General features: G+C 73.4%; 15 protein-coding genes. 13 read left to right on the plus strand and 2 right to left on the minus strand.

Translation table 11 applies throughout. The annotated features are described in order from the left end of the window. Window positions 1–77: 77 nt before the first annotated feature. From V7S47_RS09915 to V7S47_RS09935, 5 genes are all read left to right on the plus strand, one after another. On the plus strand, window positions 78–1,310 hold the full coding sequence (locus V7S47_RS09915; RefSeq protein WP_336561405.1) for an acyl-CoA dehydrogenase family protein: 1,233 nt from the start codon (window positions 78–80) through the stop codon (window positions 1,308–1,310). Then, a complete protein-coding gene (locus V7S47_RS09920; RefSeq protein WP_336561406.1) occupies window positions 1,307–2,107 on the plus strand; it encodes an SDR family NAD(P)-dependent oxidoreductase in 801 nt (266 codons plus the stop codon). Before V7S47_RS09915 ends, V7S47_RS09920 begins: the two co-directional genes overlap by 4 nt. Then, complete coding sequence (locus tag V7S47_RS09925) at window positions 2,104–3,147, plus strand: phosphotransferase family protein (protein WP_336561407.1); 1,044 nt, start codon at window positions 2,104–2,106, stop codon at window positions 3,145–3,147. Before V7S47_RS09920 ends, V7S47_RS09925 begins: the two co-directional genes overlap by 4 nt. Continuing rightward, window positions 3,147–3,791, plus strand: coding sequence for a histidine phosphatase family protein (locus V7S47_RS09930; protein WP_336561408.1), 645 nt, complete (start codon window positions 3,147–3,149; stop codon window positions 3,789–3,791). Before V7S47_RS09925 ends, V7S47_RS09930 begins: the two co-directional genes overlap by 1 nt. A 147-nt stretch (window positions 3,792–3,938) precedes the next feature. Further along, window positions 3,939–6,950 (plus strand): S8 family serine peptidase, encoded by a 3,012-nt coding sequence (locus tag V7S47_RS09935; protein WP_336561409.1) that lies wholly within the window; start codon window positions 3,939–3,941, stop codon window positions 6,948–6,950. 66 nt (window positions 6,951–7,016) lie between these two features. Here V7S47_RS09935 and V7S47_RS09940 read toward each other — a convergent pair whose 3' ends face one another. Then, the gene (locus V7S47_RS09940; protein ID WP_336561410.1) at window positions 7,017–7,775 is read right to left on the minus strand and encodes an SDR family oxidoreductase; all 759 of its coding nucleotides are present in this window, start codon (window positions 7,773–7,775) and stop codon (window positions 7,017–7,019) included. Between the two features lie 84 nt (window positions 7,776–7,859). On the opposite strand from V7S47_RS09940, the gene V7S47_RS09945 reads away from it, so the two are divergent. The 4 genes from V7S47_RS09945 to V7S47_RS09960 are packed head-to-tail and all read left to right on the plus strand — an operon-like array spanning window position 7,860 to window position 11,918. Beyond that, a complete protein-coding gene (locus tag V7S47_RS09945; RefSeq protein ID WP_090851087.1) occupies window positions 7,860–8,432 on the plus strand; it encodes a PadR family transcriptional regulator in 573 nt (190 codons plus the stop codon). Beyond that, on the plus strand, window positions 8,429–8,560 hold the full coding sequence (locus tag V7S47_RS09950; protein ID WP_257024110.1) for a hypothetical protein: 132 nt from the start codon (window positions 8,429–8,431) through the stop codon (window positions 8,558–8,560). The genes V7S47_RS09945 and V7S47_RS09950 overlap by 4 nt, the downstream gene beginning before the upstream one ends. Beyond that, a complete protein-coding gene (locus tag V7S47_RS09955) occupies window positions 8,557–9,279 on the plus strand; it encodes an ABC transporter ATP-binding protein (protein WP_336561411.1) in 723 nt (240 codons plus the stop codon). Before V7S47_RS09950 ends, V7S47_RS09955 begins: the two co-directional genes overlap by 4 nt. Next, window positions 9,276–11,918, plus strand: coding sequence for an ABC transporter permease (locus tag V7S47_RS09960; RefSeq protein WP_336561412.1), 2,643 nt, complete (start codon window positions 9,276–9,278; stop codon window positions 11,916–11,918). The genes V7S47_RS09955 and V7S47_RS09960 overlap by 4 nt, the downstream gene beginning before the upstream one ends. 6 nt (window positions 11,919–11,924) lie before the next feature. On the opposite strand, the gene V7S47_RS09965 is transcribed toward V7S47_RS09960, so the two are convergent. After that, window positions 11,925–12,461 carry an RDD family protein gene (locus V7S47_RS09965; protein WP_336561413.1) on the minus strand — a complete coding sequence of 179 codons (537 nt, stop codon included), beginning with the start codon at window positions 12,459–12,461 and terminating at the stop codon, window positions 11,925–11,927. Between the two features lie 220 nt (window positions 12,462–12,681). Here V7S47_RS09965 and V7S47_RS09970 point away from each other — a divergent pair, with 220 nt between their 5' ends. From V7S47_RS09970 to V7S47_RS09985, 4 genes are read left to right on the plus strand one after another with little or no spacing between them, the layout of a single operon-like run. Further along, window positions 12,682–13,281 (plus strand): TetR/AcrR family transcriptional regulator, encoded by a 600-nt coding sequence (locus V7S47_RS09970; protein ID WP_336561414.1) that lies wholly within the window; start codon window positions 12,682–12,684, stop codon window positions 13,279–13,281. Then, window positions 13,278–14,060, plus strand: coding sequence for a TIGR03084 family metal-binding protein (locus tag V7S47_RS09975; RefSeq protein WP_336561415.1), 783 nt, complete (start codon window positions 13,278–13,280; stop codon window positions 14,058–14,060). The genes V7S47_RS09970 and V7S47_RS09975 overlap by 4 nt, the downstream gene beginning before the upstream one ends. After that, window positions 14,057–15,757 carry an acyclic terpene utilization AtuA family protein gene (locus V7S47_RS09980; protein ID WP_336561416.1) on the plus strand — a complete coding sequence of 567 codons (1,701 nt, stop codon included), beginning with the start codon at window positions 14,057–14,059 and terminating at the stop codon, window positions 15,755–15,757. The genes V7S47_RS09975 and V7S47_RS09980 overlap by 4 nt, the downstream gene beginning before the upstream one ends. A 50-nt stretch (window positions 15,758–15,807) precedes the next feature. Further along, window positions 15,808–16,911: an acyl-CoA dehydrogenase family protein gene (locus V7S47_RS09985; protein WP_336561417.1), complete on the plus strand. Its 1,104-nt coding sequence runs from the start codon at window positions 15,808–15,810 to the stop codon at window positions 16,909–16,911. The last annotated feature ends 143 nt before the right edge of the window (window positions 16,912–17,054 follow it).

Here is a 17,054-nt window from a genome sequence, read left to right on the forward strand (position 1 = left end):
GGGGGTCGAGTCAGCACCAGTAGTGCTGACTCGCGCCCCCACTTCTGCTGACTCGGCCTCTACGTAAGGTCGGTCACATGGACTTCTCACCGTCTCCGCGCGCTGCCGACCTGACCGAGCGGGTCAGGGCCTTCGTCGCCGAGGAGATCGAGCCGGTGGAGGCGGCGTACCACGCCGACCTCGCCGAGCAGCGCCGCAGCGGTGACCCGTGGCAGGTGCTGCCGGTCATCGACGAGCTGAAGCGCAAGGCCCGGGACGCGGGGCTGTGGAACCTCTTCCTGCCCGCCGGCCACAGCGAGGGGTACGGCGAGGGGCTGACCAACGTCGACTACGCCCCGCTCGCCGAGATCATGGGCCGCAGCGCGATCGCTCCGCTGGTGATGAACTGCAACGCGCCCGACACCGGCAACATGGAGGTGCTGCTGAAGTACGGCAGTGACGCCCAGAGGAAGCAGTGGCTGGAGCCGCTGCTGGCCGGCGAGATCCGCTCCGCGTTCGCGATGACCGAGCCGGGCGTGGCCTCCTCCGACGCGACCAACATGGCCGCGACCGCGGTGGTCGACGGCGACGAGGTGGTGATCAACGGGCGCAAGTGGTGGTCGACCGGCGTCGGCCACCCGGACTGCCGGATCTTCGTCTTCATGGGTCTCACCGACCCCGACGCCGACCGCCACCACCGGCACTCGATGGTGCTCGTCCCGCGCGACGCGCCCGGCGTGAAGGTCGAGCGGATGCTCTCCACCATGGGCCTGTACGACGAGCCGCTGGGCCACGGTGAGGTCTCGTTCACCGACGTGCGGGTCCCCCTCGAGAACATCATCAGCGGTCCGGGCGAGGCGTTCTCGATCGCCCAGGGCCGGCTCGGGCCGGGCCGGGTCCACCACTGCATGCGGTTGATCGGGCTGGCCGAGCTGGCCCTCGAGCTGGCCTGCACGCGGGCCCTCGAGCGCAGTGCCTTCGGCAAGCCGATCGCCAACCTGGGCGGCAACCGCGAGAAGATCGCCGACGCCCGGATCGCGATCGACTCCGCGCGGCTCCTGGTGCTGAACGCGGCCTGGAAGCTCGATGTCGGCGGCCCGCTGAACGCGCTGTCCGAGGTGTCGCAGATCAAGGTCGCGGTGCCGAACATGGCCCAGGGCGTCATCGACCTGGCCATCCAGCTGCACGGCGGCGCCGGTCTCTCCGACGACTTCCCGCTCGCGGCCGCGTGGACCGCCGCCCGGGCGCTGCGGCTGGCCGACGGGCCCGACGAGGTGCACCGCGGGGTCGTCGCCCGCCTGGAGCTGGGGAAGTACGGAGCGAAGCGATGAGCAGGGTCCTGATCACGGGTGCCGCCTCCGGGCTGGGAGCGGCACTGGCCGAGGCGTTCGAGGCGCGCGGCGACGAGGTGCTGCGCACCGATGTGGCGGGTCTCGATACGCCGCCGCTCGTTCCTCGCGACGGCTACTCGACCAACGAAGGGCTGACGCTCGACATCACCAGTGACGCCGACTGGGAGGCCGCACGACAGCACGTCGAGGAGACCTGGGGCGGGCTCGACGTCCTGGTCAACAACGCCGGCGTCGCGGGCGGCGGGCGGCTCGACGTGGCCGGGCTCGACGAGTGGCAGTGGATCACCGAGATCAACCTGTTCGGCGCGGTCCGCGGCACCCGCGCCTTCGTGCCGATGTTCAAGCGCCAGCGCAGCGGCCGCATCGTCAACGTCGCGTCCCTGGCCGGGCTGGTCCACCCCGCGGGCATGGCGTCGTACAACGCGGTGAAGGCGGCGGTGGTCGCCCTGACCGAGACCACCGGCCACGAGCTCGCGTCGTACGGCGTGACCGCGCACGTCGTGTGCCCGTCGTTCTTCCGCACCAACCTGATGAGCTCGATCCGCGGCGCCGACTCGGCGCTCGCCGAGACCATGCGCGCCCTGGTCGACGACTCGCCGACGTCGGCCGCGGACATCGCGGGCGCCGTCCTCGAGGGGCTGGACCGCGGCGACGAGATGATCCTCCCCGACGAGGCCGGGCGCACGGCGTACGGACTCAAGCGGGGTGACCGGGCGACCTACGACGCGATCATGCGCGACCAGGCCCGCAAGCTGCACGAGAGGGCGGAGCGGTGAGCGACGGCAATCCGGCCAAGCCGGTCCGCGACGAGGACGCCTTCGACACCGCGGCCGTCCAGGAGTGGCTGGGCCTCGGGCCGATCGAGGAGGTCCGCCAGTTCCCGGGCGGGGCGTCCAACCTGACCTACCTCCTGCGGATGACGGACCGCGAGCTGATCCTGCGCCGCCCGCCCTCCGGCCAGAAGGCCGCCGGCGCCCACGACATGGGACGCGAGCACCGCATCCAGGCCGCGCTCGCGCCGGTCTTCCCCTACGTCCCCGAGATGGTCGGCTTCTGCGAGGACGAGGCGCTGATCGGCTCGCCGTTCTACGTGATGGCCAAGGTCGAGGGCACCGTCCCGCGCCGCGACCTGCCGCCGACGATGAGCCGCGACGACGTCTCGACCCTGTGCGGCAACGCCTGGGACGTGCTGGCCGAGCTGCACTCCGTCGACGTCGCCGCCCACCCCGAGCTGGCCGCGCTCGGCCGCGGCGAGGGGTACGTCGGTCGCCAGGTCGCCGGCTGGACCTCCCGGTTCGCCAAGGCCCGCACCGAGGACACCGGCGACTGGAGCGCGATCGAGGCCTGGATCGCCGAGCACCAGCCGGACGACGTCGCGCAGGTGCTGATCCACAACGACTTCCGCCTCGACAACCTGGTCGTGGCGCCCGACGACCCGACCCGGGTGGTCGGCGTCCTCGACTGGGAGATGGCCACCGTCGGCGACCCGCTCATGGACCTCGGCGGCTCGATGGCCTACTGGGTCGAGGAGGGCGACGACGAGTTCTTCCAGATGTTCCGCCGCCAGCCCTCGCAGGCCCCCGGCATGTGGACCCGCGCCGAGATCGTCGAGCGCTACACCCGGCGGATGGGCTACGACGTCAGCCCCGAGCAGTGGCGCTTCTACGAGGTGTTCGGCCTCTACCGGCTCGCGGTGATCGCCCAGCAGATCTGGTACCGCTACTTCCACGGCCAGACCACCAACGAGCAGTACGCCGTCTTCGGCCCCGCCGTCGGCTACCTCGAGTCGCGCTGCCGGCGACTCACCGGCACCTGATGGGGCTGCTCCTCCTCGTCCGGCACGGCCAGGCGTCCTTCGGGGCCGACGACTACGACGTGCTCTCGCCGACCGGCCACGAGCAGGGCCGGCTGCTCGGCACGCACCTCGCGGGCCTCGGGGTACGGCCCGACGCCGTCGTGCGCGGCGGGATGCGCCGGCACCGCGAGACGGCCGAGGCGATGCTGGAGACGTCGGGCTGGGACGTCGTACCCGAGGTCGACGCCGACTGGGACGAGTTCGACCACGTGACCCTGGTGGGCGCGATGGGGGAGGAGTTGCCGACCGACCGGCGAGCCTTCCAGGACCTCTTCGAGCGGGCCACCGCCCACTGGGTGGCCGGCCACGTCCACGAGGGCGGCGAGTCGTACGACGGCTTCCTGGCCCGCACCCGGGCCGCCCTGGACCGGGCCGTCGACCGCGCCCGCACCGGGACCGTGGTCGTGGTGACCTCCGGTGGCCCGATCGGCGCGGCCGCCGCGAGCCTGGTGGACCCGACCGACCCCGCCCGGCTCTGGTCGGCCTTCAACACGGTGCTGGTCAACAGCTCGGTGACCCGGGTGGTCGTGGGCCGCAGCGGCACCCGGCTGCTCACCTTCAACGAGCACCCGCACCTGGCCGGGGACACGCTCACCTATCGCTGAACTCCGGGTGGATCCCGCCCGAACGGGTGATGACGGAGGTTTCCGGCTCACCCCTCTTGACCAGGGAAGACTGATCACTTTGGGTAAAGAGGCCCTGGGGTCGCACGCGCCTGCGCTCGACCGGGCACCAGAGTCAGGAGTCTGCACGTGCGCCAACACAGCTCAGGATCACGCCGGTTCGTCGGTCTCGTCTCGGTCGGGGCGGTCGTCGCTGCCCTGCTCGCCGCCGCGCCAGCCTCCGCCGCCGACGGGTCCGACGTCGGGCGGACCGTCGCCGCCGGCAAGCCGACGACGTTCAAGGACGGCCGGTACGTCGTCGTCCTGCGCGACCCCTCGGTCGCCGGGTACGACGGCGGCACGAAGGGGATCCCCGCGACCAAGGCCGCGCCCGGCGCGGCCTTCCGCGACGACACCTCGGCCGCGCGGCGCTACGCCGCCCACCTGCGCACGAGCCAGGACGCGCTCGCGAAGGGCGTCGGCGCCAAGGTCGCGACCAGCTACACCGTCGCCACCAACGGCTTCTCCGCCGAGCTGACCGGCGAGCAGGCGCTGGCCCTCGCGACCGACCGGCGGGTGCTCGCCGTCGAGCGCGACGAGGCCCGCAAGCTCGACACCTGGAACAGCCCGAAGTTCCTCGGCCTGACCGGCAAGCGGGGCGCCTGGGCCGCGGCCGGTGGGATGAAGCGGGCCGGCGACGGCGTGGTGATCGCCGACCTCGACAGCGGCATCTGGCCGGAGTCGAAGTCCTTCTCCGGTCGGAGCCTGTCGAAGAAGCCGAAGACGAAGTGGGACATCTCTCGCGACGGCACGAAGACCCGGATGGAGAAGGCCGACGGCGAGGTCTTCACCGGTGAGTGCGAGAAGGGCGAGGCCTGGACCGTCTCGCTGTGCAACACCAAGATCATCAGTGCCCGCTACTACCCCGAGGCCTTCCTCGCGGAGACGCCGGCCGCCGAGATCTCGCCCGACGAGTCGATCTCGACCCGGGACGGCGACGGCCACGGCACCCACACGGCCAGCACGGCCGCCGGCAACCGGGTCCGGCACTCGAAGGTCGAGGGCCGCGACTTCGGCCCGATCTCCGGCATGGCCCCGGCCGCGAAGCTCGCGGTCTACAAGGTCTGCTGGGAGGACACCGACGAGGACACGGGCGGCTGCTACAACAGCGCCATCCTGTCGGCCATCGACGACGCCGTCGCCGACGGGGCGGACATCCTGAACTTCTCGATCTCGGGCGCCACCGACACCGTCCTCGACGTCGTCGAGCTGGCCTTCGAGGGCGCGGCCGAGGCCGGCGTCTTCGTCAGCGCCTCCGCCGGCAACAGCGGTCCGGGGGCCTCGACGGTCGCCCACAACAGCCCGTGGCTGACCACTGTCGCCGCGACCACCCACGCCAACCTGGAGAACACCGTCCGGCTCGGCAACGGCCGCAGGATCGTGGGCGCCTCCGTCGTCAACCGGCGCATCAAGGGCCTCCGGCTCATCTCCGCGCGTGACGCGGGCAAGGCCGGCGTCGCGGCCGAGGACGCTGCGCTGTGCGGGCCGAACACGCTCGACCCGGCGAAGGTGAAGGGCACCATGGTGCTCTGCCTGCGCGGGGTACAGGCGCGGACCGCCAAGAGCGCCGAGGTCAAGCGTTCGGGCGGCAAGGCGATGATCCTCGCCAACCCGACCGAGGGCAGCCTGGACGCCGAGTTCCACGCCGTACCCACGGTGCACATCAGCCACCTCGACCTGCCGAAGGTGCTGCGCTACCTCGCCGCGGACGGGCCCGCGCGGGCCCGCTTCGACAAGGGCAACACCACCCGCAAGAAGACGCCGCTCCCGCAGGTCGGCGGCTTCTCCTCCCGCGGTCCGGCGCTGGCCAACGACAGCGACATCCTCAAGCCCGACATCTCGGCTCCCGGCGTGAGCGTGCTCGCCGCCGTCTCGCCGCCGTCCAACCAGGGCCGTCGCTTCGACCTCTACTCCGGTACGTCGATGTCCGCCCCGCACATCGCGGGCCTCGCGGCCTTCGTCCAGGGCGTGAAGCCGCGCTGGACCCCGATGGAGATCAAGTCGGCGATGATGACGACCGCCACGAGCGCGCGCAACGCCAAGGGCAAGAAGTCGAGCGACTGGTTCGGCCAGGGCGCGGGCCAGGTCCGGCCCCGGAAGCTCCTGAAGCCGGGCCTGTTCGTCACGACGAGCGGCAAGGACTGGCGCGGCTTCATCACCGGCCAGGGTCTGGACACCGGCACCCCGGCGATCGCGGCCAAGGACCTCAACGTCCCCTCGATGGCCAAGAGCGGCGTCACCGGCAAGGTCTCGTTCGTCCGCACCTTCCGGGCGACCTCGAAGGGCGTGTGGCGGGTCAAGGGCACGGTGCCCGGCTTCAAGGTCCGGTCCAGCGTGAAGAAGGTCCGCTCCAGCCGGGCCAACGACCTGATCCGGGTGCGGTTCACCTTCACCCGCACCTCCGCCCCGCTCGACAAGTGGGCCAAGGGCGCGGTGCGGCTGAGCGGTCCGACCGAGGTGCGGCTGCCGGTCGCGCTCCAGCCGGTCGCCGTCACGGCGCCCGACCTGGTCACCGGCAGCGGCGTCGCCGGCTCGGCCGACGTCCCGATCACCGCCGGGACCACCGGCAGCGTCCGGGTCACCACCGCCGGGCTGACGCCCGCCGTGGTGTCGACCGGCAGCGTGGCCACCCGGGCGACCGAGTACGAGTGCGTCACGGTGGCGCCCGGCACCGACCGGGCCCGCTTCGAGCTCGACTCGGCCGACGACACCGCCGACCTCGACATGTTCCTGCTGTCGGTGTCGTCCTGCGCCCAGGACCCGGCCACCGCCGCCCTGGTCGCCGAGGTCGCGACCGGCAGCGCCGACGAGGCGGTCACGCTGACCGGGCTCCCGGCCGGCACCTACCTGGCCGCGGTCAACGGGTTCTCGGCCGGCACGGCCGGCAGCCCGATGCCCTACGAGGTGCGCTACTTCGGCATCGGCGGGGTCCCCGACGAGGGGGCGCTGACCGCCACGCCGAACCCGGTGCCGGTGACCGCCAGCAAGCGGACGTCGTTCCGGCTCTCGTGGACCGGCCTCACCCCGGCTACGCGCTACTACGGCTACCTGACCTACGCCGGGTCGAAGGACCCGACGTACGTCTCGGTCGTCACGCCGTAGCGCGCTCCGCCGTACGACGGGCGGCGCCCGGGACCTCGTGGTCCCGGGCGCCGTTGCGCGTCCGGCTCAGATCAGCCGCTTCAGCACCGGCAGCGGGGCGTGCTTCATCACCAGCGACAGCGGTGCCCACGGGAGCGCGGGCACGCAGGCGGAGCCGACCCGCTTCTCGATCGCGGCGACCATGGCCTGCACGCCCTTCTCGGTCGTCGACATCAGCGGGGTGCGCTGGGCGACCTTCTCGTTCATCTCCGAGGCGATGTAGCCCGGATAGAGCACGGTGACGTGCACCGTACGGCCGAGCTCGGTGCCGTGCAGCTCGGTCCGCAGCCCCTCCGCGAGGTGGGCGATGCCGGCCTTCGAGGCGGCGTACGTCGTCAGCGTCTTGGGCAGCCCGCGCATCGCGGACATCGACGAGATCACCACCAGGTGGCCCGCGCGCTGGTCGCGGAAGACCTCCATCGCCGCCTCGCACTGGGCCAGGGCCGAGACGAAGTTGGTCGTCGCGGTCTCCTTGTTCGCCGCGAAGCCGCCGGTGCCGAGCGGGGCGCCCTTTCCGAGGCCGGCGTTCACGACCACCCGGTCGAGGGTGCCGAGGTCGGCGCGGAAGGCCCGCACGACCTCGAAGACCTGGTCGTGGTCGTTGACGTCGAGGGCGCGGACCGCCACCCGGCGGTCGGGGTGCGCGGCGAGGATCTCGGCCCGCAGCTCCTCCAGCCGGTCGGTACGACGGGCGCACAGCGCGAGGTCCTCGCCCGTCGCTGCGAGCTGGCGGGCCATCTCGGCGCCGAGCCCGGAGGACGCGCCGGTGATCAGGGTGGTGGGCATGGGCCGAGTGTGCCCGAACGTCCTGCCCCGCCGGGTGCATACGTGGTATACATACCGAGTATCTAGGGACCGTGGAGGTCAACGATGTCGGTCAGGCAGGCACTCCTGGCGCTGCTCGAGCAGGGCCCGATGTACGGCTACCAGCTCCGCAGCGAGTTCGAGCAGCGCACCGGCGGCACCTGGCCGCTCAACGTCGGACAGGTCTACACGACCCTGACCCGGCTCGAGCGCGACGGCCTGGTGGCCGGCGCGGGGGCCGACGACGAGGGCCACGTGGTCTACCGGCTGACCGAGGACGGGCACGGTGAGGTGGCGACCTGGTTCACCACCCCGGTCGCGCGCACCCAGCCGCCGCGCGACGAGCTGGCGATCAAGCTGGCGCTGGCGGTGACGGTCCCGGGTGTCGACGTCGGCCGGGTGATCCAGCAGCAGCGGACCGCGACCATGAAGGCGCTGCAGGACTACACCCGGCTCAAGCGGAGCGAGCGCGGCGCGGAGCGGGTCGACCTGGCCTGGGGCCTGGTCCTCGACTCGCTGGTCTTCGCCGCGGAGGCCGAGATCCGCTGGCTCGACCACTGCGAGTCCCGGCTGCGACGGGCGGCCCGCGAGCAGTCCGCGGCGCCGGCGTCCGCTCCCGTCCAGGAGGAGGCCCGATGAGCCGCGAGCTCCAGCCGACCCAGGCCGCGCTGATCGCCCGGGCCGAGGCCCGCTGGCTCGACCAGGCCCGGCTCCGCCTCCGGCTCGTACGACGACCGCGGCCCGTCCGTCCGGCGGCGACCCGATGAGCGCCGTGCTGACCCTCGACCGCGTCAGCCGGGTCCACGGCGAGGGCGCGAGCGCCGTCGAGGCCCTCAAGTCCGTCACGTTCACGGCCGCCGCGGGCGAGCTGGTCGCGGTGATGGGCCCGTCCGGGTCCGGCAAGTCGACCCTGCTCACGCTGGCCGGCGGGCTGGACAGCCCGACCTCCGGGACGGTCACGGTCGAGGGCGCCGACCTCGGCTCGCTCGGGCTGAAGGACCGGGCGCGGATGCGCCGTACCGCCGTCGGCTACGTCTTCCAGGACTTCAACCTGATCCCCGCGCTCACCGCCGCCGAGAACGTCGCGCTGCCGCTCGAGCTCGACGGCCAGCGGCCGCGCGCGGCCCGGGCCGCCGCCCGGCTGGCGCTGGACGAGGTCGGGATCGGCCACCTCGCCGACCGGTTCCCCGACGACATGTCCGGTGGCCAGGCCCAGCGGGTCGCGATCGCCCGGGCCGTGGTCGGGGAGCGGCGGCTGATCCTGGCCGACGAGCCGACCGGCGCCCTGGACACCGAGACCGGCGAGGACATCCTCCAGCTGCTGCGCGCCCGCTGCGACGCGGGCGCGGCCGGAGTCCTGGTCACCCACGAGGCCCGGCACGCGGCCTGGGCCGACCGGGTGGTCTTCCTGCGCGACGGGGTCGTCGTCGACGAGTCGGGGTCCGCCCCGGTCGACGCGCTGCTCGACGCCGGGCAGGGGCGATGAGGGGCTGGCGGCTGCCGCTGCGGCTCGCCTGGCGTGGCGCGCTCCGCTCCCGGGCGCGCAGCGCGCTGGTCCTGGTGATGATCGCGCTGCCGGTGCTGGCGGTGACGGCCGCGGCGGTGCTGATCGCGACCACCGAGGTCGACGCGCAGGAGGGTCTCGACCGTGAGCTCGGTGCCGCCGCGGCGCTGGTGACGGTGCAGGAGGGCGTGGGGAGGCTCGCCCAGGCGCCCGACCCCGACGACGGCGTGAACCTCGAGGAGGACCGGGACGCCGCGCCGGCCCTCGACCGGCTGGAGGCGGCCCTCGACGGCCGCCCGACCATCGAGATCCGGCGCAGCTGGGCGACGCTGAGGACCGACCGTGGGGCCGTGAACGCCGAGGTGACCGAGGTCGACCTCACGGACCCGATCGCCGACGGTCTCGTCGAGCTCGACGAGGGCCGGTTGCCCCGCGACACGGGCGAGGTGGTGATCAACCGAGCACTCGCCGACAAGGGGTACGCCGTGGGCGACGCGCTCCGGCTGCGCGACTCCGACGCCGCGCCGGTCGTCGTCGGCATCGCCGAGTCCAGCACCGTGCGCTCGGAGGCGGCGGCGGCGGGTCCGGTCGGCAGCCTCGGCTTCGAGGCGTACGACGAGGGCCGCACCTGGCTGGTCGGCGGCGGACCGATGGGCTGGGACGAGGTCCGTGCGCTCAACGAGCATGGGGTGCAGGCCTACTCCCGCGCGGTCATCGCCGATCCGCCGCCCGCCTCCGAGGTCTCCGACGAGGTCGAGCTCTGGGAGAGCTCGACCGACGACGCCTTCGTCGCGATCATCGCCCTGGTCGTGGTCATGGCGCTGCTGGAGGTCGTCCTGCTCGCCGGACCGTCCTTCGCCGTCGGGGCGCGGCGCCAGGCGCGGACCCTGGCCCTGGTCGCGGCCAGCGGAGGAACGCCGGCCCAGGCGCGCCGCGTTGTCCTGGCCAGCGCGGTCGTCCTCGGCGGCGTGGCCTCGGTCGGCGCGGTCGTGCTCGGGATCGGTCTCGCCGCCGCCCTGGTGCCGGTGGCGCAGTCGTTCAGCTCCTCCTGGCTCGGACCGTTCGACGTGCCGTGGCTGCCCCTGGTCGGCGTGGCGGGCTTCGGTCTGCTGAGCGCCTTCCTGGCCGCGCTCGTCCCGGCCCACCTCGCGTCCCGGCAGGACGTCGTCGCGGTGCTGGGCGGTCGGCGCGGCGACCGCAAGCCGTCCCTGCGCTCACCGCTGGTCGGCGTGGTGCTGCTCGCCGTCGGCATCGTCGGCGCGGTGCTCGGGGCGCGCCCCGGGGGCGAGCTGCTGATCGCCGCAGCGGCGATCCCGGCGGTGCTCGGCATGGTGCTGCTGGTCCCCGTCGTGCTGGCGCTCCTGGGCCGGCTCGCGGGCCGGCTGCCGCTCAGCCTGCGGTTCGCCGTACGTGATGCGGCGCGGCACCGGACCCGCACCGTCCCGGCCGTGGCCGCCGTCGCGGCCACCGTGACCGGCGTCGTCGCGCTCGGCATCTCGACCGCGAGCGACGGCGCGGAGCGCGAGGCGACCTACACGCCGGTCCTGCCGATGGGCATGGCCGTCGTGCCGACCCTCGGCGGGCAGTACGCCGATGCGGTCCGCGCAGCCGTTGCGCAGGAGATCCCCGGTGCCGAGTTCGTCGACGTGCGGGGGCTGGCGGAGGACCTCGGCGACGAGCAGCTGGTCAGCAGCACCGTCACCACCGCGGACGCCGACTGGCTGCTGAGCAGCGTCGGCTCCGCGTTCGGCTCGTCGCTCCTGGTCGGCGAGCAGCTGCCGCCCGGGATCCTCGGCATCGACCCGGACGTCCGCGCCGCGGCCGAGCGGACGCTCGCCTCCGGCGGGGCGGTCGCCTTCACCGACGAGGGCGTCGAGGCCGACGAGGTCCGGGTCGAGGTGGGGCGCTACGACGGGCGGACCGGCGAGCAGGTCGGCCGGACTCTGGCGGCGACCCTGCCCGCGCTCCTCGTCCCGATCGAGGCCGGCAGTGCCGGCCCGGCCGCGGTGCTGGCACCGGCGGCTGCGGAGGGGATGGGACTCGACGTGGTCACGGTCGCCCTGGCGCTGCCCGACGCCGACGTCACCGAGGACCAGGAGGAGGCCGTCGGGGAGGTACTGGCCGCTACCGCCGACGGCCAGGAGATGTACGTCGAGCGCGGCTACCAGGCCGACGACGAGACCCTGATCATCCAGCTCGTGCTGGCGGGCCTGGGTGCCCTGCTGATGCTGGGCGGCACCCTCACCGCGACCTTCCTCGCCCTGTCCGACGCCCGTCCCGACCTGGCCACGCTGTCGGCCGTCGGCGCCTCGCCGCGGACCCGTCGCGGGGTGGCGGCGTCGTACGCGCTGGTGGTCGGCTTCGTCGGCGCCGTGCTCGGCGCGGCGGTCGGGTTCGTCCCAGGGATGGCCGTGTCACGCCCGCTGACGACCATGGGAGGCGACACGTGCGTCATCACCGGGTCCGGCTCCTGCACCCCCTCTGGGGCTCAGGTCGGCCCGTTCCTCGACGTCCCGTGGCTGCTGATCCTCGGCATCGTGGTCGTGCTGCCGCTGCTCACCGCCGCGGTCGTCGGGCTGACCGCCCGCTCGCGGCTGCCGCTGGTGGCGCGGTTGTCGTGACGGCGCTCAGTCGCGGACGACGACCGTGCTCATGATCTTGTCGCCGATGGTCTGCCGCTTCTCGTCCCACAGCGGCCACAGCCAGCCGAGGTAGCAGACCAGGCTGTCGACGTAGTGGGCCAGACAGCGGACGAAGGTCTGCCCGGCGCCGATCGGACGGCCGGTGCTCTCCTTCACCACCCGGATGCCGAGGTGGGACTTGCCGAGCGTCGCGCCGGTCCGACCCTGGCGCACGCAGGTGTTCCAGATCCAGAACGCCAGGGTCACGAGCACGCCGAGCGCCACCAGCACGACCGGTCCGGGACCCCCGGTGTACTGGGACGAGGTGCCGCCGGTGTTGCCGTCCGTCCGGATCTCGAGCGAGGCGAGCACCCACGCGTACCCGGCGATCAGGGGGACCGACGCGGCCAGCCCGAGGACGCCGTCGATCAGGGTGGCCGCCACGCGGCGACCCCAGCCCGCGTAGCGGTACGCCGGGGCGGCGGCGGGGAAGAGCCGGGCGTAGGGATTCCCGGCGTACGGCGGGCGCGGCGGCTGGCTCACGGCCGCACCGTAGTCGCTTTCGGGGTGGAGCGCCGGTGGTTGAGGAGGTCGCGCAGCGACCCTCTCGAAACCCAGCCGGACGGGAGCCGGCCCCCGGAGACCGACTGTCGGCCCACCGGGTTTCGAGACGGGACTTCGTCCCTCCTCAACCACCGAGGAACCGCCGACCCAATAAAAGTCAGGCTTGACTGTTTGTAGGGATCCGGACGATGCTGTCCGGGTGCCGACCCCCACCCGCGTGCCCCAGGAGGAGCGGACCCGCGTGATGCGGGCCCGGCTGCTGGAGGCCACGGTGGAGCTGCTGGTCGAGCGCGGCTTCGGCGGGACGTCGACCACGCTGGTCTCCGAGCGGGCCGGGGTCAGCCGGGGCGCCCAGCTGCACCACTTCCCGACCAAGAACGCGCTGGTCGTCGCGGCGGTCGAGCACCTGACCGAGGTGCGGGGGGCGGAGCTGGCGGCCGCGGCGAGCGCGCTGCCGGCGGGCGGGCGTCGTACCCGGGCGGTGCTGCAGGTGCTGGCCGACCACTTCACCTCGCCGGTCTTCACCGCGGCGCTCGAGCTCTGGGTGGCCGCGCGCACCGACCCCGCGCTGATGGAGGCCGTCGCGCCGCTGGAGCAGCGGGTGGGCCGCGAGGTGCACCGGCTGACCGTCGAGCTGCTCGGGGCCGACGAGGCGACGCCCGGCGTACGCGAGCTGGTGCAGGCCACCCTCGACCTGGTGCGCGGCCTCGGTCTCGCCGACACCATCACCGACGACGCGCGCCGCCGCGACGGCGTGCTCGACCGCTGGGCCGACGTCCTCGACAAGGAGCTCCGATGACCCTGCTCGACGACCTGCTTGAGGACCTCCGGGCGGAGGGCGACACCCTCTGGAGCGCCGTCGCCGGCCTCGACGACGCCGGCTGGGCCACGCCCACTCCGGCCAGCGGCTGGACCGTGGCCACCCAGGTGGCGCACCTCGTCTGGACCGACGAGGTGGCCGTCGTCGCGGCCACCGACCAGCCGGCCTGGGACGCGCTCGTCTTGCAGGGAATGGCCGACCCGAGCGGGTTCGTCGACGCGGGCGCCCACGAGATCGCCCGGCTGGCGCCGACCGCGCTGCTCGCCCGGTGGGGCACCGCCCGCACCGCGCTGACGACGGCGCTGCGGGAGTTCCCGGAGGGCGAGCGGATGCCGTGGTTCGGGCCGCCGATGTCGGCGACCTCGATGGCCACCGCGCGCTTCATGGAGACCTGGGCCCACGCCCTCGACGTCTATGACGCCCTCGGCATCGAGCCCGAGCGCAGCGACCGGGTCCGGCACGTCGCCCACCTCGGCGTCCGCACCCGAGGCTTCGCCTACTCCGTCCACGGCGAGACCGCGCCGGCCGAGGACCCGCGGGTGCAGCTCACCGCCCCGTCCGGCGAGACCTGGTCGTGGGGCCCGGAGGACGCGGCCCAGTCGGTGACCGGCTCGGCGTACGACTTCTGCCTCCTGGTCACCCAGCGCGTCCACCGCGACGACACCGACCTGGTGGCCGTCGGCGACGACGCCGCCCACTGGCTGACCATCGCCCAGTGCTTCGCGGGGCCCGCGGGCGACGGGCGGGCCCCGCGATGAGCGTGCTGCGGATCGGCAACTGCTCCGGGTTCTACGGCGACCGGATGTCGGCGATGCGCGAGATGCTCGAGGGCGGGCCGCTCGACGTGCTGACCGGCGACTACCTGGCCGAGCTGACCATGCTCATCCTCGGCAAGGACACGGTGCGCGACCCGGCGCTGGGCTACGCGAAGACCCACCTGCGCCAGCTCGAGGACTGCCTCGGCCTCGCCCTCGAGCGCGGCGTGCGGATCGTCAGCAACGCCGGCGGGCTCAACCCGGCCGGGCTGGCCGCCCGGGTCCGCGAGGTCGCCACCGGGCTCGGGCTCGACGCGAACGTCGCCCACGTCGTGGGCGACGACGTCCGCGCACTGTCCTTCGACGGCGCGCTGACCGCCAACGCCTACCTCGGCGGCTTCGGCATCGCCGCCGCGCTCCGCGAGGGTGCCGACGTCGTCGTCACCGGCCGGGTCACGGACGCCTCGCTGGTCGTCGGGCCGGCGGTCGCGCACCACGGCTGGACGCCCACGTCGTACGACGAGCTCGCGGGCGCCGTCGTCGCGGGCCACGTCCTGGAGTGCGGGACCCAGGCCACCGGCGGCAACTTCTCCGGCTTCCGGACGCTGCCGCACACCGGTGCCCCGCTGGGCTTCCCGCTGGCCGAGATCGCCGCCGACGGGTCCAGCGTCATCACCAAGCACGACGGAACCGGGGGCGCGGTCACCGTCGACACCGTGACCGCCCAGCTGGTCTACGAGATCCAGTCGACCCGCTACCTCAACCCCGACGTCACCGTGCACCTCGACTCGGTCCGGGTGCAGCAGGACGGTCCCCACCGGGTCCGCCTGGACCGGGTGCGCGGCGAGGCCCCGCCCGAGCAGCTGAAGGTCTGCGTCAACGAGCTCGGCGGCTACCGCAACACCGTCGAGTTCGTGCTCACCGGCCTCGACGTCGAGGCCAAGGCCGACTGGGTGCGCGAGCAGCTCTCGCCCGCGCTCACCGCGAGCACCGTGCACTGGAGCCGGGCCGCGCTGCCGCTGGCCGACGCGGACACCGAGGAGGGCGCCTCCACCCTGCTGCGCTGCACGGTCATGGACGCCGAGGCCGGTCCGGTCGGCCGGGCGTTCACCGCGGCGGCGGTCGAGCTGGCGCTGGCGTCGTACCCCGGCTTCACGATGACCGGGCCGCCCGCCGCGCCCACGCCGTACGGCGTCTACCGCGCCGAGTACGTCGACCGCGGGCTGGTGACGCACGCCGTCGTGCACGCCGACGGGGCGCACGAGGTGATCCCCGACCCGACGGAGTTCTCGTCCGCCGACCCGGCCCTGGGGCTGCGCGAGTCGCCGTACCCCGCCCCGGCGGACTCGCTGACCCGTCGCGTCCCGCTCGGCTCGTTCGTGCACGCACGGTCGGGTGACAAGGGCGGCGACGCCAACCTCGGGCTCTGGGTCGTGAACGACGGGTCGCTGCTCCGCGACGACCGGGTGCGCTGGCTGACCAAGCTGATGAGCCCGCGCAAGGTCCGCGAGCTGATCCCGGAGGCGGCCGACCTGGACGTCGAGGTCTACGTGCTGCCCAACCTCGGCGGCGTCAACGTGCTGATCCGGGGATTGCTCGGGCAGGGGGTCGCCGCGTCGACCCGGTTCGACCCGCAGGCGAAGGGGCTGGGCGAGTGGATCCGGTCCCGGATGGTCCACGTCCAGGAGGACTTGCTGTGAGTGGTTCCGAGGCTCGCTCCGCTCGCACCTCAACCAGCGAGTTGAAAGCGATGGGCGCCGAGTTCGTGCGGCGCGAGGTGGCGCCGTACCTCGACGACTGGGAGAGCGCCGGCGAGATCCCTCGTTCGCTGCACCTGGCGGCGGCCAAGCAGGGGCTGCTCGGCGTCTCCTTCCCCGAGTCGGTCGGTGGCGAGGGCGGCGACGTCCTCGACACCGTCGACCTGCAGGAGGGGATGTTCGAGGCGGGCGCGTCGAGCGGGCTGATGTCGGCGCTGTTCACCGGCGGCATCGCGCTGCCGCACATCGCGGCCCACGGGTCGCCCGAGCTGGTCGACCGGTTCGTCAGCCCGACGCTGGCCGGCGAGACGATCGGGTCGCTCGCGATCACCGAGCCGGGCGGCGGCTCCGACGTCGCCAACCTCCGCACCACCGCGCGCCGCGAGGGCGACGAGTACGTCGTCAACGGCACCAAGACCTTCATCACCAGCGGCGTGCGCGCCGACTTCGTGACCACGGCCGTCCGCACCGGAGGGCCGGGCCACGCGGGCATCTCGCTGCTGGTGGTGGAGAAGGGCACGCCCGGGTTCACCGTCGACCGCGCGCTGACCAAGATGGGCTGGCACTGCTCCGACACCGCCGAGCTCGGCTTCGCCGACGTCCGGGTCCCGGCCGCGAACCTGGTCGGCGCCGAGAACAGCGGCTTCTACCTGATCGCCGAGCAGTTCGTCGTAGAGCGGCTGGCCCTCGCGGTGCACGCCTACGGCATCGCGGCCCGGTCGCTGGAGCTGACGGCGTCGTACTGCCGCGAGCGGGAGACCTTCGGGAAGCCGCTGATCGCCAACCAGGTGGTGCGCCACAAGCTCGTCGAGATGCGCCGCCAGGTCGAGGTGGCCCGCACCTACACCCGCGAGGTGGCCCGGCGCCATGTGGCCGGGGAGAACGTGATCGCCGAGGTCTGCCTGGCCAAGCAGACCGCCTGCGACACGGCGACGTACGTCTGCGACCAGGCCGTCCAGCTGCACGGCGGGACCGGCTACCTGCACGGGACCGAGGTGGAGCGGCACTACCGCGACGCCCGGATCCTGCCGATCGGAGGGGGAGCGACCGAGGTGCTGACCGATCTCGCCGCCAAGCTGTTGGGCTACGCGTCATGAAGACCGTCCCCCGGTGGTTGAGGAGGTCGCGCAGCGACCGTCTCGAAACCCCGGCACCTGACAGTCGACCTGGATCGACGTCGTCCCCCGGCTCACCGGGTTTCGAGACGGGACTTCGTCCCTCCTCAACCACCGATCAGGGA

Source organism: Nocardioides sp. CCNWLW216, assembly GCF_037120545.1.
GTDB lineage: Bacteria > Actinomycetota > Actinomycetes > Propionibacteriales > Nocardioidaceae > Nocardioides > Nocardioides lianchengensis.

What these genes read in the sequence shown, in the direction of transcription:
- V7S47_RS09930 (WP_336561408.1), top strand. Translation starts at nt 3,147, where the DNA reads ATGGGGCTGCTCCTCCTCGTCCGGCACGGCCAGGCGTCCTTCGGGGCC.
- V7S47_RS09920 (WP_336561406.1), top strand. Translation starts at nt 1,307, where the DNA reads ATGAGCAGGGTCCTGATCACGGGTGCCGCCTCCGGGCTGGGAGCGGCA.
- V7S47_RS09915 (WP_336561405.1), top strand. Translation starts at nt 78, where the DNA reads ATGGACTTCTCACCGTCTCCGCGCGCTGCCGACCTGACCGAGCGGGTC.
- V7S47_RS09955 (WP_336561411.1), top strand. Translation starts at nt 8,557, where the DNA reads ATGAGCGCCGTGCTGACCCTCGACCGCGTCAGCCGGGTCCACGGCGAG.
- V7S47_RS09985 (WP_336561417.1), top strand. Translation starts at nt 15,808, where the DNA reads ATGGGCGCCGAGTTCGTGCGGCGCGAGGTGGCGCCGTACCTCGACGAC.
- V7S47_RS09975 (WP_336561415.1), top strand. Translation starts at nt 13,278, where the DNA reads ATGACCCTGCTCGACGACCTGCTTGAGGACCTCCGGGCGGAGGGCGAC.
- V7S47_RS09940 (WP_336561410.1), bottom strand. Translation starts at nt 7,775, where the DNA reads ATGCCCACCACCCTGATCACCGGCGCGTCCTCCGGGCTCGGCGCCGAG.
- V7S47_RS09960 (WP_336561412.1), top strand. Translation starts at nt 9,276, where the DNA reads ATGAGGGGCTGGCGGCTGCCGCTGCGGCTCGCCTGGCGTGGCGCGCTC.
- V7S47_RS09945 (WP_090851087.1), top strand. Translation starts at nt 7,860, where the DNA reads ATGTCGGTCAGGCAGGCACTCCTGGCGCTGCTCGAGCAGGGCCCGATG.
- V7S47_RS09980 (WP_336561416.1), top strand. Translation starts at nt 14,057, where the DNA reads ATGAGCGTGCTGCGGATCGGCAACTGCTCCGGGTTCTACGGCGACCGG.
- V7S47_RS09950 (WP_257024110.1), top strand. Translation starts at nt 8,429, where the DNA reads ATGAGCCGCGAGCTCCAGCCGACCCAGGCCGCGCTGATCGCCCGGGCC.